Origin of the sequence: Nocardia miyunensis NBRC 108239, assembly GCF_001613065.1 — a bacterium.
Classification (GTDB): Bacteria; Actinomycetota; Actinomycetes; order Mycobacteriales; family Mycobacteriaceae; genus Nocardia; species Nocardia miyunensis.
In genome coordinates this window covers 13,224-31,266 of sequence record NZ_BDBQ01000057.1, presented here as the reverse complement: position 1 = coordinate 31,266, position 18,043 = coordinate 13,224, and the positions used below count along the sequence as shown (strand labels likewise).

14 protein-coding genes are annotated in these 18,043 nt (G+C 68.7%); 10 read left to right on the top strand and 4 right to left on the bottom strand.

The annotated features are described in order from the left end of the window. Positions 1-15: 15 nt before the first annotated feature. The 3 genes from NM2_RS24850 to NM2_RS24840 are packed head-to-tail and all read right to left on the bottom strand — an operon-like array spanning position 16 to position 3,439. Positions 16-1,194 (bottom strand): hypothetical protein, encoded by a 1,179-nt coding sequence (locus tag NM2_RS24850; RefSeq protein WP_067673367.1) that lies wholly within the window; start codon positions 1,192-1,194, stop codon positions 16-18. An 8-nt stretch (positions 1,195-1,202) separates the two neighbouring features. Beyond that, positions 1,203-2,171, bottom strand: a complete 969-nt coding sequence (locus NM2_RS24845) for a glutamate ABC transporter substrate-binding protein (RefSeq protein WP_084531525.1) — start codon at positions 2,169-2,171, stop codon at positions 1,203-1,205. Then, a complete protein-coding gene (locus tag NM2_RS24840) occupies positions 2,168-3,439 on the bottom strand; it encodes a GlnX family signal transduction membrane protein (protein ID WP_245718201.1) in 1,272 nt (423 codons plus the stop codon). The genes NM2_RS24845 and NM2_RS24840 overlap by 4 nt, the downstream gene beginning before the upstream one ends. A 277-nt stretch (positions 3,440-3,716) precedes the next feature. On the opposite strand from NM2_RS24840, the gene NM2_RS24835 reads away from it, so the two are divergent. The 6 genes from NM2_RS24835 to NM2_RS24810 all read left to right on the top strand — a co-directional run bounded on the left by NM2_RS24835 (position 3,717) and on the right by NM2_RS24810 (position 11,293). After that, complete coding sequence (locus NM2_RS24835; RefSeq protein WP_067673364.1) at positions 3,717-4,952, top strand: cytochrome P450; 1,236 nt, start codon at positions 3,717-3,719, stop codon at positions 4,950-4,952. Positions 4,953-5,121: 169 nt separating this feature from the next. Then, a complete protein-coding gene (locus tag NM2_RS24830; RefSeq protein WP_084531524.1) occupies positions 5,122-5,682 on the top strand; it encodes a TetR/AcrR family transcriptional regulator in 561 nt (186 codons plus the stop codon). Positions 5,683-5,931: 249 nt separating this feature from the next. Beyond that, on the top strand, positions 5,932-7,725 hold the full coding sequence (locus NM2_RS24825) for an acyl-CoA dehydrogenase (RefSeq protein ID WP_067673483.1): 1,794 nt from the start codon (positions 5,932-5,934) through the stop codon (positions 7,723-7,725). Between the two features lie 104 nt (positions 7,726-7,829). Continuing rightward, positions 7,830-9,179: a WS/DGAT/MGAT family O-acyltransferase gene (locus NM2_RS24820; protein WP_067673362.1), complete on the top strand. Its 1,350-nt coding sequence runs from the start codon at positions 7,830-7,832 to the stop codon at positions 9,177-9,179. A 411-nt stretch (positions 9,180-9,590) separates the two neighbouring features. Continuing rightward, on the top strand, positions 9,591-10,361 hold the full coding sequence (locus tag NM2_RS24815) for an RluA family pseudouridine synthase (RefSeq protein ID WP_067673359.1): 771 nt from the start codon (positions 9,591-9,593) through the stop codon (positions 10,359-10,361). Positions 10,362-10,516: 155 nt separating this feature from the next. Beyond that, the gene (locus NM2_RS24810; protein WP_084531523.1) at positions 10,517-11,293 is read left to right on the top strand and encodes a metallophosphoesterase; all 777 of its coding nucleotides are present in this window, start codon (positions 10,517-10,519) and stop codon (positions 11,291-11,293) included. A 176-nt stretch (positions 11,294-11,469) separates the two neighbouring features. On the opposite strand, the gene NM2_RS24805 is transcribed toward NM2_RS24810, so the two are convergent. Further along, on the bottom strand, positions 11,470-12,531 hold the full coding sequence (locus tag NM2_RS24805) for an AraC family transcriptional regulator (protein WP_067673357.1): 1,062 nt from the start codon (positions 12,529-12,531) through the stop codon (positions 11,470-11,472). 86 nt (positions 12,532-12,617) lie between these two features. Here NM2_RS24805 and NM2_RS24800 point away from each other — a divergent pair, with 86 nt between their 5' ends. The 4 genes from NM2_RS24800 to NM2_RS24785 all read left to right on the top strand — a co-directional run bounded on the left by NM2_RS24800 (position 12,618) and on the right by NM2_RS24785 (position 18,041). After that, on the top strand, positions 12,618-14,081 hold the full coding sequence (locus NM2_RS24800; protein WP_067673355.1) for a flavin-containing monooxygenase: 1,464 nt from the start codon (positions 12,618-12,620) through the stop codon (positions 14,079-14,081). A 120-nt stretch (positions 14,082-14,201) separates the two neighbouring features. Further along, entirely contained in the window at positions 14,202-16,331 is a 2,130-nt protein-coding gene (locus NM2_RS24795; protein WP_084531522.1) for an ATP-binding cassette domain-containing protein, read from the top strand. A 49-nt stretch (positions 16,332-16,380) separates the two neighbouring features. Further along, positions 16,381-17,118 (top strand): CbiQ family ECF transporter T component, encoded by a 738-nt coding sequence (locus NM2_RS24790; RefSeq protein ID WP_067673354.1) that lies wholly within the window; start codon positions 16,381-16,383, stop codon positions 17,116-17,118. Positions 17,119-17,408: 290 nt separating this feature from the next. Continuing rightward, entirely contained in the window at positions 17,409-18,041 is a 633-nt protein-coding gene (locus tag NM2_RS24785) for a DUF8020 domain-containing protein (protein ID WP_067673479.1), read from the top strand. Positions 18,042-18,043 lie beyond the last annotated feature (2 nt).

Below are 18,043 nucleotides of genomic sequence, written 5' to 3'. Positions count from 1 at the left end.
GTCCCGCCATACCACTCATCCCCGCCTCCCCGACACTTCCGCGACGATCTGCTGATAGTCCGTGATCGCCCGGGTGACCGCCCCCAGATCGCACGGGACGCGGCCGAGCAGGCCCGTGGCGATTCGGTTGGCGGACAATACTTCCTGTTCCTCGCTCACACCGAGACGAGCCGCCTTGGCCTGGTATGCCGACAGTCGGCCGCGCAGTTCGGCGCGCCGATCCAGCAGGCCCTGGGCCAGTTCGAGCGCCTGTTCGGCGCGGGCGTGCGCCGCGGCGATCCGGCGGCGCAACTCGCGCAGGGCGAAGGCGGCGCGCGCGTCCGGGGTTCCGTCGGCCAGGGCGTCGAGTTCGCCGCGCAGCGGACCGGTCTCGTCCCGATGAGCGGGCAGGGGTGCGGTGCGGATCTTCTCCTGCACCTGCTCGCGTGCCAGCGTGGCCCGGTCGACGATCCTGCCGATCGTCGCGAGCAGGTCGCGGGTCTGCGCGATCGCCGCCGGCCAATCGGCGCTCAGCACCCGTAGTTCGGCCAGATCGTGCGATTCGCGTTCCAGTCGGCGAACCAATTCCGCTACGCGAGAATCGGTTTCAGCCGCACTCGCGGCCAGCGGGTCGGTCGCCGAGCTGCCCAGCATATCGGTGACGGCCTCGGCGATCTCCCGCAGTTCCGGGGTGACGCCGCCGAGCCGGGTCAATTCGGCCTGGACCGGATTCAATGCCTCCAGCACCCGCGTGTTGGCCGCATCGACCGCGTCGAGGAACCGGGCGATCTGCGGAAACGCGGTGCGCATCCGATCCAGGGTGTCCGCGATGCCCACGAACAGCACCTGCTCACCGGGCCCGGTCAGCGAGCGCTGAGCCATCGGGATCGCGGTCCGCGCCGCCTCGTGCGGACGATCGCGCAGCAGTCTGGTGAGTTCGACGCGATCGGCCTCGGTGGGCTTGGCGCGCCGCGCCCGCACGACCCGCGCCTGATCCAGAATCGCCTGGACCCGGCCGAAATCCTCCCACATCAGATCCAGCAGCTGCTCGATCGGACGCCACTGCCGCGCGGTGACGCCGGTGGGCGGGAATCCGCGCAGCAGCACCAATCCGGGATGCCGATCCAGTTCCAGCAGCGTCGCGGTGACCGCGTCGATCTCGCGGCCGCGCGAGGCCAGTTCGCTGTCGATCTCGAGGGCGGTGAGCGCGTGCATCGGCGGTCTCACCCGCTGTAGTGCGCGGCCGGCGGTCCGGTCGAGGGACCGAGCGAACTCAGGCCGGCGTTGTAGAGCCGTTGCCAGGTGCCGTCGGCGCGGATGCGGTCGAGTACGCCGTTGACGAACCGGACCATATCGTCCTGGCCCTGCGGCAGCCCGACCGCGTAGTACTCGTACCCCAGGGGGCTGCCGACCACCTGGAGATTGGCGTCCTGCGCGGCCAGACCGGCAAGAATGGGCTCATCGGTGCTGACCGCGTCCACCTGCCCCTGCTGCAACGCCACCAGGCAGTCGGTCCAGTTCGTGACCCCGAGCACCGTCGGCGGATGCGGCAGGTTCAGGGCGAACAGCCGGTCGGCCGAATCCGCGCCCACCGTGACGCACACCCGTTTGCCGTCCAGATCGGACGCGGCTCGGACACCGGAAGTCTTGGCGGCCAGAATACGTTGCGCCGCAGTGAAATACGCGCTGGAGAAGGCGATGTCCCGGCGACGCTCGCAGGTCACCGAGAAGGTGCGCACCACCATGTCCACGCGGTGGTCGGTCAGCACGGGCACCCGCTCGGCGGTCGAGACCGAGCGCAGTTCGATCCGGTTCGGGTCGCCGAACAGGTCCCGGGCGATCTCGCGCGCGAGATCGATGTCGAAACCCTCGAGCTGTCCGGTGGACGGATCGCGGAAGCCGAACAGGTAGGTGTTCTGGTCGACCCCGACCGTCAGACGGCCCTTGGCCTTGATCCGCGCCATCGTCGAATCCGGCGCGAACGCACCGGAACTCGGCGTCAGGCTGGCGGTGAGGTCGCCGCATTGAGCGGCGGGCGTCGCGCCGGGCTTTATCGTCTGCGAATCGGGTGGCAGCGGCCGGACCGGCGAGACTGGTGTGGACACCGGCACGGCCGCATCGGCCCCGCAGCCCGCCAGCAGGGCGGTCGTCGCCAGGACGACCAGCGATCGCAACAACGGGATGCGCCTCACTGGAACTCCTTCAGCCGCGGCCAGAGTCCGATGACCGCGGCACCGGCCGCGAACACCAGTAGGACCAGTGTGCCCGCGGCGCCGCCGATCCAGCTGTCACCGGCCGAGGCGATCTGCTCGCGCACCTGCACCCGGGTCTGCGCGAGGTCCGCGCGCACCGAATCGTCCAGGGCGGTGAAGGTCGCGGACGAGTCGGCGGGCGCGGTGCCGATCGCCTGTTCCACCGCCGCGGGATAATTCGCGGCGCCGTAGTAACCGACCTGTTTGCGATGGCCCTCCAGCCACTGTGAGAACTGCCGCAGCACGGGCGAATCGGCCTGCGCCACCCCGGACAACCGGTCGTGCAACTGACCGGTCTTCGCCGAGAAATCGGCCTCGGTACCGGCGGTATCGCCGCGGGTGATCAATTCGAGCATCTCGTCGGTACGGGCCTGCTGCCCGAGAATTCGCGCCTGCGCGAGATTCTCCGAACGCGTGGTCGGCCCGCCCGCGCCGGTGTCGATCGCACCGGCCGAGGTGATCGCCGCGATCACGATCCACGCCAGCGCCACCAGCGCCGCGCCCGCGGCGGCGACGATGCCGAGATTGAACAGCCGGTTCGTGCGCCGCAACAGAATTCGCGAGGCCGCGCCCGCACCGGCCAGCACCACCAGCAGCAGCACGATCGCCAGCCATGGCGGTCCGGTGATCGCGCGCTGATCCGCACGCAGGGCGGCGGCGCGTTCGGTGGCGAGCCGAGCGGCGCTGGGCAGCAACGATTTCTGCATCAGGCCCGATGCCTCGCGCAGATAGGCGGAGCCGACCGGGAAGCCCTGCCGGTTGTTGGCCCGCGCGGACTCCACGAGTCCGGTGTAGGCGGGCAGGTCCGCGGAGATGTTCGCGACGATGCGGCGGCTCTGCGGATCGTTCGCCCCGGCCGTCGCGGTGGCCAGTGCGGTGGCCGCGTCGGCGAGCGCCTGCTGATACTGCGACCTGATCTGCGGCGATTCGATGCCGCCGGACAGGAATGCGGTGGCCGCGCTCGCGTCGGCCTGGGACAGCGCGACGTACAGGCTCTGCGCCGCGTTGTTCAGCGGCTCGGAGCGGGTCAGCGCGTTGTCGCGGCGAGCGGTCTTGTCGCTCAATTCATTTGCGCAGACCAGGCCGCAGGCCAGGCACAGCACCACCGCCGCGACGGCCACCGTGGCGATCACCCCGGGTGTGGTGGCGGCCAGACGCCGCAACCAGTCCGCGCCCTGACGGGCGGTCGCCGGTAGACGAAGTCTCAACTCCCTCCCCCTCCTGCACGCCGTTCGGGACTCCGGCGCGCCGAGGTCCCGAACGCGATCGTACGGGAGCCGTAATGGGTTCGCCGAACGATTGGATTTCCGGCCGCCGCGGCCCGGACGCACGGCGAAATCGAGACCGTCCGGCGAGCGGATCGTGATCGTCGCGCCGCCGCAGGCGTTCTCGGCAACCGATGGGCATGCGACGACCGCCGTGGCGGATCGATCGTGGGCGATATCGCCTATAGACATATTCCGACATCTGCCTTACTGTTGAGACATGAGCGATACTTTGTCTCGCGAGGCTCGATTCGAACTGCGATCCGGGGACAGCTGGCGCGATCCGTGGGGGATGTACGCCGCGCTGCGGGAGCAGGATCCGGTGCATCACGTCGTGCCCGAGGGGCGCGAGGATCAGGACTATTACGTGCTGTCCCGGTATCGCGACGTCTACGAGTCCGTGCGCGATCCCGAAACCTTCTCCTCCGCACAGGGTTTGACGGTCGACTACACCGACCTGAGCGCGATCGGGCTGGGTGAGAACCGGCCGTTCGTGTTCACCGATCCGCCGGATCACACGATCTTCCGGCGGCGGGTGGCGAAGGGGTTCACCCCGCGGCAGGTGCAGGAGATCAGTCCTGCGGTAAGGGAATTCGTCGTCGAGCGGATCGAGCGGTTGCGCGCGGCGGGCGGCGGCGACATCACCGCGGAGCTGTTCAAACCGCTGCCGACCATGGTCGTCGCGCACTATCTCGGCGTGCCCGAGGAGGATCGGGCCGCCTTCGACGGCTGGAGCGAGGCGATCGTCGCGGCCTCGGCCACCGGCACCGAGGGCGTCATGCAGGCGCAGGCCGCGGTGACCGAGCTGATGCAGTACTTCACCGGACTGATCGAAAAGCGCCGTGCCGCACCGGGTGAGGACACCGTCTCCCATCTGGTGGCCTCCGGGCTGGGCGCGGACGGGGACTTCGGGGAGATCCTGCAGATCCTCGGCTTCGCCTTCACCATGATCACCGGCGGCAACGACACCACCACCGGAAATCTCGGCGGCGCGGTGCAATTGCTGGCTCAGAATCCGCGGCAGCGGCGGCGGCTGATCGAGGACCCGGACCTGATCCCCGGCTCGATAGACGAATTCCTGCGGCTCACCTCGCCGGTACAAGGCTTGGCGCGCACCACGACTCGCGATGTCGAACTCGACGGTGGCGCCATTCCCGCGGGCCGTCGGGTGCTGATGCTGTACGCCTCGGCCAATCGCGACGAGCGCGAATTCGGCCCCGACGCAGCCGAACTCGACGTCACTCGCGGGCCGCGCAACATCATGACGTTCGGCAACGGCAGTCACCACTGCCTCGGCGCGGCCGCGGCGCGCATGCAGGCGACCATCGCACTGCAGGAGTTGCTCGCCCGCTGTCCGGAGTTCACCATCGACATCGACGCCGTGCGATATACCGACGGCAGCTATGTGCGGTGGCCGGTGAGCGTGCCGTTCAGCACCGAGGGCACGGCTTTGTGAGTGAGCCGGAGCGGCGGCCCGGGCGGAATTCGTGAGTGAGCCAGCCGACAAACCGTCGGCACGGCATGCCCGGTGACGGCAGGGTGGAGTCGAGAGCGAAGCGCGACGGAGTGAACGCTCGGCACGGCGCGCGCGGCGTATACCGGAGACGATCGACGACAGGAAAGTTGTGAGTGACTGGCTGGGTGAGGAGCGTTCGCTGAGCGCCGCCGAACGGATCCTGGACGCCGCGGCGCGGTTGTTCGCCGAGCGCGGGGTGGGAGCCACGCAGATGGGCGATATCGCCAAGGCCGCGGGGTGTTCCCGGGCCACGCTGTACCGCTATTTCGACAGTCGGCAGGCGGTGCAGCTGGCCTTCGTGCATCGTGCTGCCCGGCGGATCGGGGCGCGGGTCACCGCCGAGATCGCCGGAATCGCCGATCCGGGCGAGCGTGCGGTCGCCGGTGTGCTGGCCAGCCTGCGGGCGGTGCGCGCCGATCCGCTGCTGATCGCCTGGTTCCGTCCGGGGGATGCGGGGCTGGCCATCGAGATCGCGCAGACTTCGCAGGTCATCGAGGCCATCGCCGGATCGGTGACCGGCGATGCGCCGGACGGGGACGCGACCCTGCTGGCCCGCTGGCTGACCCGCGCGATCGTCTCGCTGCTGACCGTTCCGGGGCGCGACGAGGCCGAGGAGTCGCAGATGCTGCACCGCTTCATCGCCCCGCTGTTCGCCTCCACGCGAAACTGATTCAGGGCTCGTAGCGGTGCCGATCCGGGCTCGGCTCGACACCGATCCGGACTCGTCCCAACGCTGATTCAGGACCTCGCCTCGATGACGATCCAGGCTCGTTTGGACGCTGATTCGGGCTCGGCTCGACGCACCCCGTGCGCAGATCCGCACCCCTTGCGGGCCCTGCTCCGGGTGCGTATTCGGGCAATGGGTGCGGGTATCGGCGAAGAGTTGCGCGCGGGCTCGCGGATCGCAAGGGTGGAGTCCATGAATTCGCTCATCATGTCGGCGCGGGACCTCGAGTTCCTGCTGTACGAGTGGCTGGACACCGCGCGGCTGACCGAGCGCGAGTACTACCGGGAACACTCCCGGGAGACCTTCGATCAGGTCCTCGAACTGGCGCAGGAGCTGGCGACCAAGTACTTCGCCCCGCACAACCGGGCCGGTGATCTGCACGAGCCCACTTTCGACGGGGAGAAGGTACACGTCCTGCCGGAGGTCGAGCGGGCGCTGAAGGCGTTCGCCGAGGCCGGGATGATCGGCGCGGCCATGAGCGAGCGCGTCGGCGGTTCGCAACTGCCGCACACCGTGTTCACCGCGTGCATGTCCTGGTTCTACGCCGCGAATGTCGCCACCACCAGCTATCCCATGCTCACCATGGGCAATGCGAATCTGCTCGCCGCGCACGCCTCGCCGGAGCAGATCGAGCGGTTCGTCGCGCCGATGATCGAGGGCCGTTATTTCGGCACGATGGCACTGTCCGAACCGCAGGCCGGGTCCAATCTGGCCGATATCACCACCCGCGCCGAACCCCAGGACGACGGCACATACCGGATATTCGGCCGCAAGATGTGGATTTCCGGCGGCGATCACGAGCTGTCGGAGAACATCGTCCACCTGGTGCTGGCCAAAATTCCGGGCGGGCCCGCGGGCACCCGTGGCATCTCACTATTCATCGTCCCCAAATTCCTTCCGGCAGAGGATGGTTCGGAGACTCAGCGCAACGATGTGGTGCTGGCCGGAATCAATCACAAGATGGGCTGGCGCGGCACGGTCAACACCGCGCCGGTCTTCGGCGACGGCGCGTTCACCCCCGGCGGGCGGCCCGGCGCGGTGGGCTATCTGGTCGGCGAGCCGCATCGCGGGCTGTCCTACATGTTCCACATGATGAACGAGGCCCGGCTCGGCATCGGGCTCGCGGCGACCTCGCTCGGTTACACCGGATATCTCAAGGCCCTGGACTACGCCCGCAATCGCCCGCAGGGCCGCCCGACCGGCGCCAAGGACGGTCCGCAGGTGCCGATCGTCGACCATCCCGACGTACGTCGCATGCTGCTGGCCCAGAAGTCCTATGTCGAGGGCGCCCTCGCCCTGCAATTGTTCTGCGCGTCCCTGATCGACGATCTGCGGAGTGCCACAACCGATTCCGAGCGCACCCGCGCGGAGACGCTGCTGCGCGTGCTCACCCCGATCGCCAAGAGCTGGCCCAGCCAGTGGTGCCTGGCCGCCAACGATCTGGCGATCCAGGTGCACGGCGGCGCCGGATACACCCGCGATTACGACGTCGAACAGCACTACCGGGACAACCGGCTCAATCCGATTCACGAAGGCACACACGGCATTCAGAGCCTGGACCTGCTCGGTCGCGCGGTCACCGCCGACAACGGTGCGGCGCTGTCGCTGCTGCTGGACACCATCGGCGAGACCATCGCCGCGGCCGGAGCCACCGGCGACGCCGAACTCGGCCATTTCGGCGACGATCTGGCTCTCGCCGGTCAGCGCATCGCCACCAGTACCGCACTGCTGTGGAAGTCCGGGGATCCGGAGGTCGCGCTGGCCAATTCGGCGGCCTATCTCGAGGCGTTCGGACATGTGGTGCTGGCCTGGATCTGGCTCGAACAGGCGGTCGCCGCGCGCGGACACGCCAGTGCGTTCCACGAGGGCAAACGCGCCGCGGCGCGCTATTTCTATCGTTGGGAACTACCGCGCACCACACCGCTGTTCGATCTGCTCGACTCGCTCGATCGCACCACCCTGGACCTGGATCCGGCGTCGCTGTAGGCCCGCCGAGAGCTGTACCAGGATCAGGTCGCATTCGTCCAGACGGGGGCAACGACGCCGCACCGTACTCGCAGGGCTACACCCACCCGGTATAGGCGGATCCGATGGAACTCCTCAACCCGATCGACGCTCTCTTCCTCACAGCCGAATCGCGTGAACATCCCATGCATGTGGGCAGCCTGCAGATCTTCGAGCGGCCCGCCGAACAGGGGACCGATTTCGTGCGCTCGCTGTACTCGGAGCTGATGTCCGCCACGCCCGTGCGGCCACGTTTCCGGCGACGGCAGCGGCGCGTCCTCGGCAGCTTCTCCAGCGTGGTCTGGGCGCACGGCGAGATCGATCTCGAATACCACCTGCGCCGCTGCGCGCTGCCCCAGCCGGGCGGCACGGCCGAACTGCTCGATCTGGTCGAGCATCTGCACGGCACCCTGCTGGATCGGCATCGCCCGCTGTGGGAGGGCCGGATCATCGAGGGGATGGCGCAGGATCGACTGGCTCTCTACGTCAAGATGCATCACGCCCTCATCGACGGGGTCTCCGCGCAGCGGCTGCTACAGCGCAGCCTGACCGACGATCCGTTCGCCACCCGGATCCGCGCGCCGTGGACGGTGAGCCGGACCGAACCCGACCCCGATGTCCCCGAGAGCCTGTGGCAGCAGGTGCGGCATGCATTGCCGCGCTTGATCACCGAGGTCGGCGGTGTGCGCGGCACGGTGCGCGCGCTGACCGAGGGCAAGCTGGCGTTGCCGCTGTCCGCACCCCCGACGATGTTCAACGTCCCGATCGGCGGCGCGCGCAGTATCGCCGTCGGATCCTGGCCGATGGAACGCGTCAACGCCGTGCGCCGGGCCACCGGCGCGACTGTCAACGATGTTGTCCTGGCCCTGTCCGCCGCCGCCGTGCGCGAATACCTGCTGAAGCGAAACGCGTTGCCGGACAAGCCTCTCATCGCCATGGTCCCGGTGAATCTGCGCCGCACCGGCGATGCCGAACTCGAGGGCAATCTGATCGCAGCCCTGCTGTGCGATCTGGGCACCGATATCGCGGACCCGGCCCAGCGGCTGGCCGCGATCAGCACCTCGATGCGCGAATCCAAGCGCGTGTTCACCGAACTGCCGCGCTTGCAGGCGCTCGCCCTGTCCGCATTGCTGATGTCCCCGCTCGGGCTGACCTTCCTGCCCGGCTTCCAGGCCCTGCCCCGGGTTCCGTTCAACCTCGTCATCTCCAATGTGCCCGGCCCACGCAAACCGGTCTATCTGCAAGGCGCCCGGCTCGAGCACAACTACCCGCTGTCCATCCCGTTCGACGGCCAGGCCATGAACATCACCGTCACCAGCACCGCCGACAGTTTCGACGTCGGCATAGTCGGCTGCCGCCGCGCGGTCCCCCAACTGCCCACCCTCATCGACCACCTCGACAATGCCCTCACCGAACTCGAACACGCGACGTCCTAGGCTCTTGCTGATTCGGCTGTTCCGGTCGGCCATCGAGTTGGGCGCGTACCTGTGGGCGACCAGCCGAACTCACGGCCCGAGTGGCCGAGACACCACAGCCCACACGAGAACAGCCGACGGCGCTCATGAACGCGACGCCCCCGAGCGTGATCACGGCAGTTCCCGGAGCAACCGCAGCACACGGATACACAGTTCACACGCACCCGTGCGCTGGACCCGCAGTGCTGTTCAACTCGAGCCGATGCTCAGCGCGGCCGGTGCGGCGACGGCGCTCTCCGCTCTCCGGCGCTGGTATCTCCGCTGCGGTCGGCACCTCGCCGACACGCGGGGAATGTACCGGCGTAGGCACGGTAGGCGAAGCACCGGGGGCCGCGCACCCGACGTGACGCACCGGACGCCACTATTGCAGGTATGCACTGGCCGGAACTGCGCGCGCGATGTCGCCTCGAGGAGGATGCGGCGATACTGGCGCTGAACAAGCCCGCGGGAATCTCGGTGACCGGGGAGCGGCACGATACCGATATCGTGCGGCTCGCGCAGGAGGACGGCGAAACGCTGTATCCGGTACACCGGATCGACAAGGTGACCTCCGGACTGGTGCTGCTGGCCAAGGACCTCACCGCGCACGGTCAGCTGACCAGGCAGTTCAACAAACGTACGGCGGACAAGTGCTATCTGGCCGTCACCGCGTCGACCGGGCTGCCGCAGCACGGCGTCATCGATCTGCCGCTGAGCGTGGGCCGCAAGAACCGGGTGCGGATCGCGGCTCCGCGGGAGACCATCGCGCGCGCCGACGACGGTCCGGCGAGTGCCACCTGGTCGGTCGCGCGGCGAGATGTGCTGGCGGGCAAGAACTATCCGTCCCGCACCGAATTCACCACGGTGCTGCGCGGCGAGGCGCACACGGTGCTCGCGGTGCGCCCGATCACCGGACGGCGCCACCAGATCCGGGTGCATCTGGCCTGGATCGGACATCCGATCGCCGGTGATCCGCTGTTCGATCGATCCGGCGCGTACCCGCGCACGCACCTGCATTCGTGGCGGTTGCGCCTGGACGCGCCGTGGCGCGACTCCGCCGAACTGGTGCTGGTCGCACCGCCGGGCCCGGACTTCTGGACCGCGGGCACGACCCGGCTCACCGACGATCCCGACGCCCTGCTCGCACGCGCCGCGCACGCATGACCCGCCGTCCGACAGAGAACGATTGTCATGCATGTTCGCTATATTCGGTGGCGCGTCTCATGAAGACGCGACCGCAAGCGGCAATCTAGCCTGATGGTGTGCCGTCCAGGCACGCTCGGGCGCAACGGCGCGATCTCACGAGAAGGCACCCGCCGATGATTTTGTTGGCTCAGCTCAGCGACACACATTTCGACCTGAAAACCCGAAACGCCGAACGAGTCGAACGGGTGCTGGCCTATCTGGCCGCGCTGCCGCGGCAACCCGATGCGATCCTGCTCACCGGCGACATCACCGATGCGGGCAGGCCCGAGGAGTACGAACAGGCGCTGGTCACCCTGGGTTCCACCACGATCCCGCTGTGGGTACTGCCCGGAAATCACGACGACCGCAACGCGCTGCGCCGAGTGCTGCTCGGCGAGGATGCCTCGGCCGAGCCGCTCGACCGGGCGATGCGTCTGGACGGGCTGACGGTGGCCCTGCTCGATTCCACGGTGCCCGGCACCGGCGGCGGCGAACTCGGCGACGACACCTTCGCCTGGCTCACCGATCTGCTGCGCGCGACACCGCCCGGCGATGCGGTGCTGATCGCACTGCATCATCCGCCGATGGCGATGTACAGCACGGTCGTGGACCCCATCCGCCTGGCCAACCCGCAGTGGCTCGAACAGATCGTCGCCGCCGACGATCGCATCCTCGGCGTCTTCACCGGCCACGCGCACACCATGGGCACCACGCTGTTCGGCGGCAAACCGCTGGTCGTCGCCCCCAGCGTGGCCTCGACCATCGGCGGCGCCTGGGAGGTCACCGCCCCCGGCGAGGTTCCCATCGACTACGCCCCCGACCCCGCTCTGCTCCTGCACGTCGTCGACGAGGGCCGCCTCACCACTCTGCTGCGCCCGGTTCCGATGGGCGGTCGGATAGCCGCGGTGTAGTCGCGGCTCGGTCCGACGGCCCCACTTCACTCCCGGTTCCGGCTTCGGCGTCGGCACCACATCCGTCGGCACCACATCGATGAGCGGACGAGCCGGTCCAGAGGAATGGTGCGATTCGGATCGGCGAGTGATACAGGCATTTCGCGGCGACGGGCGTGGTCGTACGAGCCGTGCCGCTACTTGCGCACCCGCTCGCGGCGGTAGGAAGCCGGAGTGGTTCCGGTCCAGCGTTTGAAGGCGTAGATGAAGGTGGAGGCTTCGGCGTAGCCGAGTCGGATGGCGACGTCGCTGACGGACAACGGTGTGGCGGTGAGCATTTCCTCGGCCAGGGTGCGGCGAACCTCGTCCAGCAGGGCGCGATAGCTGGTGCCGACGGCGTCGAGGTGGCGGCGCAGGGTGCGGGTGCTCATATTGAGATCGCGGGCAACCGCGTCGATGCCCAGGGGCGCGGCATAGCCGTCGACGCCGCCGCGCGGCACCAGACGTTCGCGGACCTCCGCGGCGATGCCGGTGCGGGCGCGACGGCGATGCACCAGTTCCCGGCACTGGGCCAGGCACATCGCCCAGGTGTACTCGTTGGCCTGCGGCAGCGGCTGTTCGAGCACCGCGGGATCGAGTGCGAACAGGTTCTGCGGCTGCCCGAAATACGGTCGCACACCGACGATTTCGGCGAGACGATCGGCGTATTCCGGTTCCGGGTAATCGAATTCGGCGCGCAGCAGCGTCAGCGGACGGCCCAGCAGATCGCTCATCACCTGATGCATCGCCAGCACATCACGTTCCACCAGGAAGCGCCGCACATCCGGGGGGACCAGCTCGTCGTGGATATCGGCGACGAATTGTCCTGACTCCCAACGCGTTACCGGCAGACAGAAGGTGAAACTCAGCTCCAGATAGCGCAGCGCGAACGCGATCGTCTCGCCCAGGGTCGGACTGCTGACGCACGCGAAACCGAAGATGCCGAAGGTGGTGATGTGGTAGCGGCGCCCCACCTCCACACCGAGCGCCGGACGTTCCGCGCCGAGCGCGCGCACCAGATTGCGGATCACCGCCAACTCGGTCCGCGCATCAATCTGCGCGTCCGGATCGGCGAGGGTGCGCTCGGTCAGCGTGGTACCGCGCAGCATGACCTCGGCGGCCACCCCGTATTCGCGGGCGTAGCCGACCATCAGGGCGACACTCGCCATCCCTCGCGGGAAATCCCAATTGCGAATCGCGGGATGCTGCTCCGTTGCCATACTCCGATTATGGCCGAATATCTCGATCAACAGCGCCCCAGCTCTTTAGAGTGGAGGCTACACCCACAGCTGTGAGGAGCGCCACAATGTCAGCGACGATACCGTCCGTCATAATCATCGGCGCCGGATTCGGCGGCCTCGGCATGGCTATGGAGCTGCGGCGCAACGGTTTCGACGAATTCACCATCCTGGAGCGGGCCGCCGAACCGGGCGGGGTCTGGCGGGAGAACACCTATCCGGGCGCGGCCTGCGACGTGCCCTCACCGCTGTACTCGTACTCCTACGCACCCAAACCGGACTGGCCGCACCGCTACTCGGGCGCGGCCGACATCCTGAACTACCTGCGACGCCTCGCCGCCGACAACGGCCTGCTCGAGCGGATCCGATTCGGCGCGGACGTCACCGAGGCGGCCTTCGACGAATCCGCCGGAACCTGGACCGTGCATACCGCCGACGGCACCGAGTACACCGCTGACGTGCTGATCTCCGCGGTCGGCCAACTCTCGCGCCCGCAACTGCCCGCCATACCCGGCCGCGAGAAGTTCCGTGGCCCGTCCTTCCACTCCGCGCAGTGGGACCATTCGGTCGACCTGGCCGGTAAGCGCGTAGCCGTGATAGGCACGGGCGCGAGCGCGATCCAGTTCGTCCCGGCGATCCAGCCGCGGGTCGCGCACCTGACGGTGTTCCAGCGCACCGCGGCGTGGGTGGTGAAGCGCAGCGACCGCGAGTATCTGCCGATCCATCACGCACTGTTCCGCCACGTGCCGGGATTGCGTCTGGCACAACGTCTCTGGATATGGTGCTTCCTGGAGTTCTTCGCGCTGGGATTGGCGGATCTGCCGCCGCTGCGACGCCTGGTCGCCGCCCTGTGCCGCGCCAGCCTGCACCACGAGGTCACCGATCCGGCGCTGCGCGCGAAACTCACCCCGGACTACCCGGTGCTGTGCAAACGGGTGCTGTTCTCCAACGACTACTACCCCGCACTCGTACAGCCCAACGTCGACGTGGTGACCACAACGATCACCGAAATCGTCCCCGAAGGCGTGCGCACGGCCGACGGCGTCGTGCACCCCGCCGACGTGATCGTCTACGGCACCGGCTTCAAGGGCAGCGAATTCCTCTGGCCCATGCGGATTCTCGGCCGCGACGGCCTGGACCTGGCCGATGCCTGGACCGACGGCGCCCGCGCCTACCTCGGCATGACGGTGCCGCGCTTCCCGAACCTGTTCCTGCTGTACGGCCCCAACACCAATCTGGGTATCGGCTCGATCGTGTACATGATCGAATGCCAGGCCCGCTACATCCGCCAGGCTCTGACCCAGCTGGCCGGCCACCCCGGCCACACGCTCGAGGTCACCCCCCAGGCCGCTCGAGATTTCGACACCCACGTCCAGCACAGACTCCGCCGCACCCCCTGGTCCAGCTGCTCGAGCTGGTACCGCAACGCCGCGGGCCGCATCACCAACAACTGGCCCGGCACGGTCACCGCCTACCGCCTGCGCACCCGAACCCTCCACCTCACCGACTACGACCTCACCCCCACCCCATAACTCTCGGCACGGTCATCCCCAGGCGTCCACAGGCGCGATCGGCTCCGCACACAGCGGCCGCACCCGTTTCACACCGCGCGCACCCAGACGGAGCTCAGACGAGCCTGGCAGACTTGACCCGTGACCGCTCTTTCCACAGGCAGCGAACGGCCCCGGGTGGGGCAGGGGCCGTTGCGCCCGATCGAATTGGCCACGGGGGCGGTCCTGGCCGGTGTGACGGTGGGCTTGGTGACGGTCGGCACGGTCCTACCGATCGCCACCGCGCTGATGCTGATCGCGGCGGTCCCGATGGGCCTGCTCGCGCACCGGCACCGGTTGCGCGCGGTGTTCACCGCCGGTGCGGCGGCGACCCTGGTGACCTTCGTGGTGGCGGGCATGTTTCCCGCGTTCACCACGGTGGCGATGGCGATCATCGGCGGGATCGTCGGCATCGTCAAACGTCGCGGCGGGGGTCTGCCCGCGGTCATCGGCCTGTCGCTCCTGGCCGGCGCGGCGTCCTCGCTGTTCTCGGTCGGAATGCTGCTGGTGTTCACGGCCTCGCGGAAACTGCTGTTCGAGACCATCCGCAACCTCTCCAAGGGCGTGCAGCGACTCGCCGAACAGCAACCCCAGCTCGCGGCGTTCGGCCGGGCGCTCGGTTCGATCACCGACGCGGTCCTGCACTGGTGGTGGGCCTATATCGCCGGCGGGATCCTCATCGGCCTGGTCGCCACGGCGGTGTTCTCCTGGTTCGCCCTGGGTTCGGTGCTGGACAGGCTGACCTGGCTGCCCGGCCGCGATCTGCTGGACGCCCCGCCCGACAACCGCCCGATCGCACCGTTGCCGGTCACCCTGCACCGAGCGTCGTTCCGCTATCCGGGCGCGCGCGCCGATGCGCTCACCGAGGTCTCGCTCACCGTGGACGTCGGGGAGTTCGTGGCCGTCGTCGGACACAACGGTTCGGGTAAATCCACGCTGACCAGGCTGCTGGCCGGACGGCCACCCAGCGCGGGCGCGGTCGAACGTCCCGGCTCGGCGGGTCTGGGCCGACTCGGCGGCACCGCGCTGGTACTGCAACGTCCGGAGAGCCAGACCCTGGGCGTTCAGGTCGCCGACGACGTGGTGTGGGGCCTGCCGCCGGAACTGGCCGAGCAGGTCGATGTCGAATCCCTGCTGACCGAGGTCGGGCTCGGCGGGATGGGCAAGTCCGAGACCGCCACGCTGTCGGGCGGTCAGCAGCAGCGTCTGGCGGTGGCCGCGGCGCTGGCCCGCCGACCGGCACTGCTGATCGCCGACGAGGCCACCTCGATGATCGATCCCGACGGCCGCCGCGATCTGGTCGCCCTGCTGGCCGAACTGCCCCGGCGGCACCCGATGGCGGTCGTCCTGGTCACCCATCACGAGGCCGATGCCGCGGCCGCGAACCGCGTGGTGCACCTGTCCGACGGGCGGCAGGTGGACCGGCTGCCCGCCTGGCCGCGTCCCGCCCGCGACGAACGCCGCCGCCCGATGGGCGAGCCGATCCTGGAACTGCGCGACGTCCGCCACACCTACAATCGCGGAACCCCTTGGGCCGCAACGGCTCTGCACGGCATCGACCTCACCGTGCGACGCGGCGAGGCACTGCTGATCGTGGGCGGCAACGGATCCGGGAAATCCACGCTGGCCTGGATCATGGCCGGCCTGGTCGAACCGAGTCACGGCCGTTGCGAACTGCACGAGGGCACCGGAACCCGCCGGGTCTCCACGCGAATCGGCGCGGTGGGGCTGGCCTTCCAGCATTCCCGGCTGCAATTGCAACGACAGACCATGGCCGCCGAGATCGAGGACTGGGGCGGCAGCGGCACCGGCTCGGCCGCGGTCGGAAAGGCGCTGGACGCGGTCGGCCTGGATCGCGCACTGGCCTCACACTCGATCGAGGAACTCTCCGGCGGTCAGGCCAAACGCGTGGTGCTCGCGGCGATCGTGGCCAGTCATCCGCAGGTGGTGGTGCTCGACGAGCCGCTGGCCGGACTCGATCCGCAGGGCCGCGCCGAGGTGGTGGAACTTCTTGCCCGCCTGCGGGATTCGGGCCTGACGCTGATCGTCATCTCGCACGACGTGGCGGATATGACGGGCGTCTGCGACCGGACCGTGCACCTGCGCAACGGCCTGATACCGGAGACCGCGGTGCAGCCGACGCCCGCCCCCGCCCCCGCCCCCGGCCTCGCGGCGCGCAGCCTCACCCGGCTGACCCAGAAGCGCCCCGGCACGACCGGAGGCGACCGATGAGACCCGTTCCCGCACAATACATTCCGTTCGACATTCCGGGAGCCCCGCGATGACCATGGTGCTGCTGCGCGAGGTTCCGGTACAGAGCCCGGTACACCGGCTGTGGGCCGGGACGAAGATGATCGCGGTCTTCCTGATCAGCCTGATCGTCCTGTTCCAGCCCTCCTGGCCGGTACTCGGCCTGATGACCGCCTTCCTGATCGCCGTCGGCGCGGTGGCGCATCTGCCGCCGGGCACCCTGCCGCGACCGCCCTGGCAGTTCTGGGCACTGCTGAGCGTCGGATTCTTCACCTCGCTCCCCGCCGGTTGGCCGGCGGTGGCGCACTACGCGCAGACGATGACGTTCGCGCTGCTGCTGGTCGTCTCCTCCTTCCTGATCGCGTGGACCACCCCGATGGGCGAGATCGCCCCCGCGCTCGCGAAACTCGGCGCGCCGCTGCGCCTGCTGCGCATACCCGTGGACGAGTGGGCCGTGGTGGTGGCGTTGACGTTGCGCGGACTTCCGCTACTGCTGGACGAGATGCGCATCCTGCGCGCCGCGCGCAGACTGCGCCCGAACGACGGTCTGCTGCAACGCGCCACCGACAACGCGCTCATGGACGTCCTGACCGCGGCCATGGCGGTGTCCACGCGCCGCGCGGGTGAACTCGGCGAGGCGATCACCGCGCGCGGCGGCACCGGACAGCTCACCGCGTATCCGAGCGCACCGGGGCTTCGCGATGCGCTCGCGCTGCTCGTCGTGATCGCGATAGGCGTTGCGGCAGTGGCGATCAACACCGCGCTCTAGACCGAATCCCAACCGATCGGTAGGAATCCTCCGATTCGCACGGATCCGGGCGGGCAACAACCGACCCGGCGTCTTTTTCGCCCCCCGGAATCATCCAATCCCGCTCGAATCGCAAGGGATAACCCAGAATTCGCGGATTGTGCTGCCCGGATATCTCTAGGATTGCGCGAACGTGCAGCAGTTACCACCTCGCTACACGGATCCGCGCGCAACCCATATCGAGTAGCGGGAGTCTGTGCCTGCGCGCGCCGATGTTCTCCGACGAAACCGTTGAAGATTGGAACAGCAGAATGCTCCTGCGCAAGTTCACCGCTACCGTCGTACCGGTCGCGATCGCCCTGGGCCTCGGGGCCGGTACCGCGCACGCCGATCCCGCCATGCCCGTGGTGCACTACGTCACCAAACTGGTGGGCAATACCGTGCAGACCACACTGACCGGCGGGTCCTTCCGCCTGGCGGCCGACCAGCGCACCGTCGACATCCGCGACGCCGACGGCAACACCGTCGTCACGCTGCCGCTGTCGATCCGGCAGAACGGCACGGAATATCCACTGCCGCACCGGATCAGCGCGGATTCGCACGAACTGGACCTGACCGCGGTGAAGAATGCGGCCGCGGCCCGTCCGGCACGGGCGATTCCGGTGGCCTCGGTGACGGAGAACCAGCGTGCGCTGGAGTCCTTCTCGAGCCAGTTCGGCATCGCCACCGCGATCGGCGGCTTCCTCGGCACGGCCCTGGGCGCGCTGATCGGGCTGACCGGCATCGTCAGCGGCCCCGGCGTGGTGGCGAGCGTACTGGCCGGCGCCTCGCTCGGCGCCATCATCGGCACGATCGTGGTCGGCGGCCCGGCACTGGTTCTCGCGGGAATCGACCTGGTCGACACGCTCGGCGCCGCACCCGGCACCACCAAGTGGAATCAGTGATC

Bases quoted from the DNA above. Each gene is read 5' to 3' on its own strand.
- NM2_RS24850 (WP_067673367.1), bottom strand. From the start codon at position 1,194: ATGCACGCGCTCACCGCCCTCGAGATCGACAGCGAACTGGCCTCGCGC.
- NM2_RS24835 (WP_067673364.1), top strand. From the start codon at position 3,717: ATGAGCGATACTTTGTCTCGCGAGGCTCGATTCGAACTGCGATCCGGG.
- NM2_RS24825 (WP_067673483.1), top strand. From the start codon at position 5,932: ATGAATTCGCTCATCATGTCGGCGCGGGACCTCGAGTTCCTGCTGTAC.
- NM2_RS24820 (WP_067673362.1), top strand. From the start codon at position 7,830: ATGGAACTCCTCAACCCGATCGACGCTCTCTTCCTCACAGCCGAATCG.
- NM2_RS24815 (WP_067673359.1), top strand. From the start codon at position 9,591: ATGCACTGGCCGGAACTGCGCGCGCGATGTCGCCTCGAGGAGGATGCG.
- NM2_RS24810 (WP_084531523.1), top strand. From the start codon at position 10,517: ATGATTTTGTTGGCTCAGCTCAGCGACACACATTTCGACCTGAAAACC.
- NM2_RS24805 (WP_067673357.1), bottom strand. From the start codon at position 12,531: ATGGCAACGGAGCAGCATCCCGCGATTCGCAATTGGGATTTCCCGCGA.
- NM2_RS24800 (WP_067673355.1), top strand. From the start codon at position 12,618: ATGTCAGCGACGATACCGTCCGTCATAATCATCGGCGCCGGATTCGGC.
- NM2_RS24790 (WP_067673354.1), top strand. From the start codon at position 16,381: ATGACCATGGTGCTGCTGCGCGAGGTTCCGGTACAGAGCCCGGTACAC.
- NM2_RS24785 (WP_067673479.1), top strand. From the start codon at position 17,409: ATGCTCCTGCGCAAGTTCACCGCTACCGTCGTACCGGTCGCGATCGCC.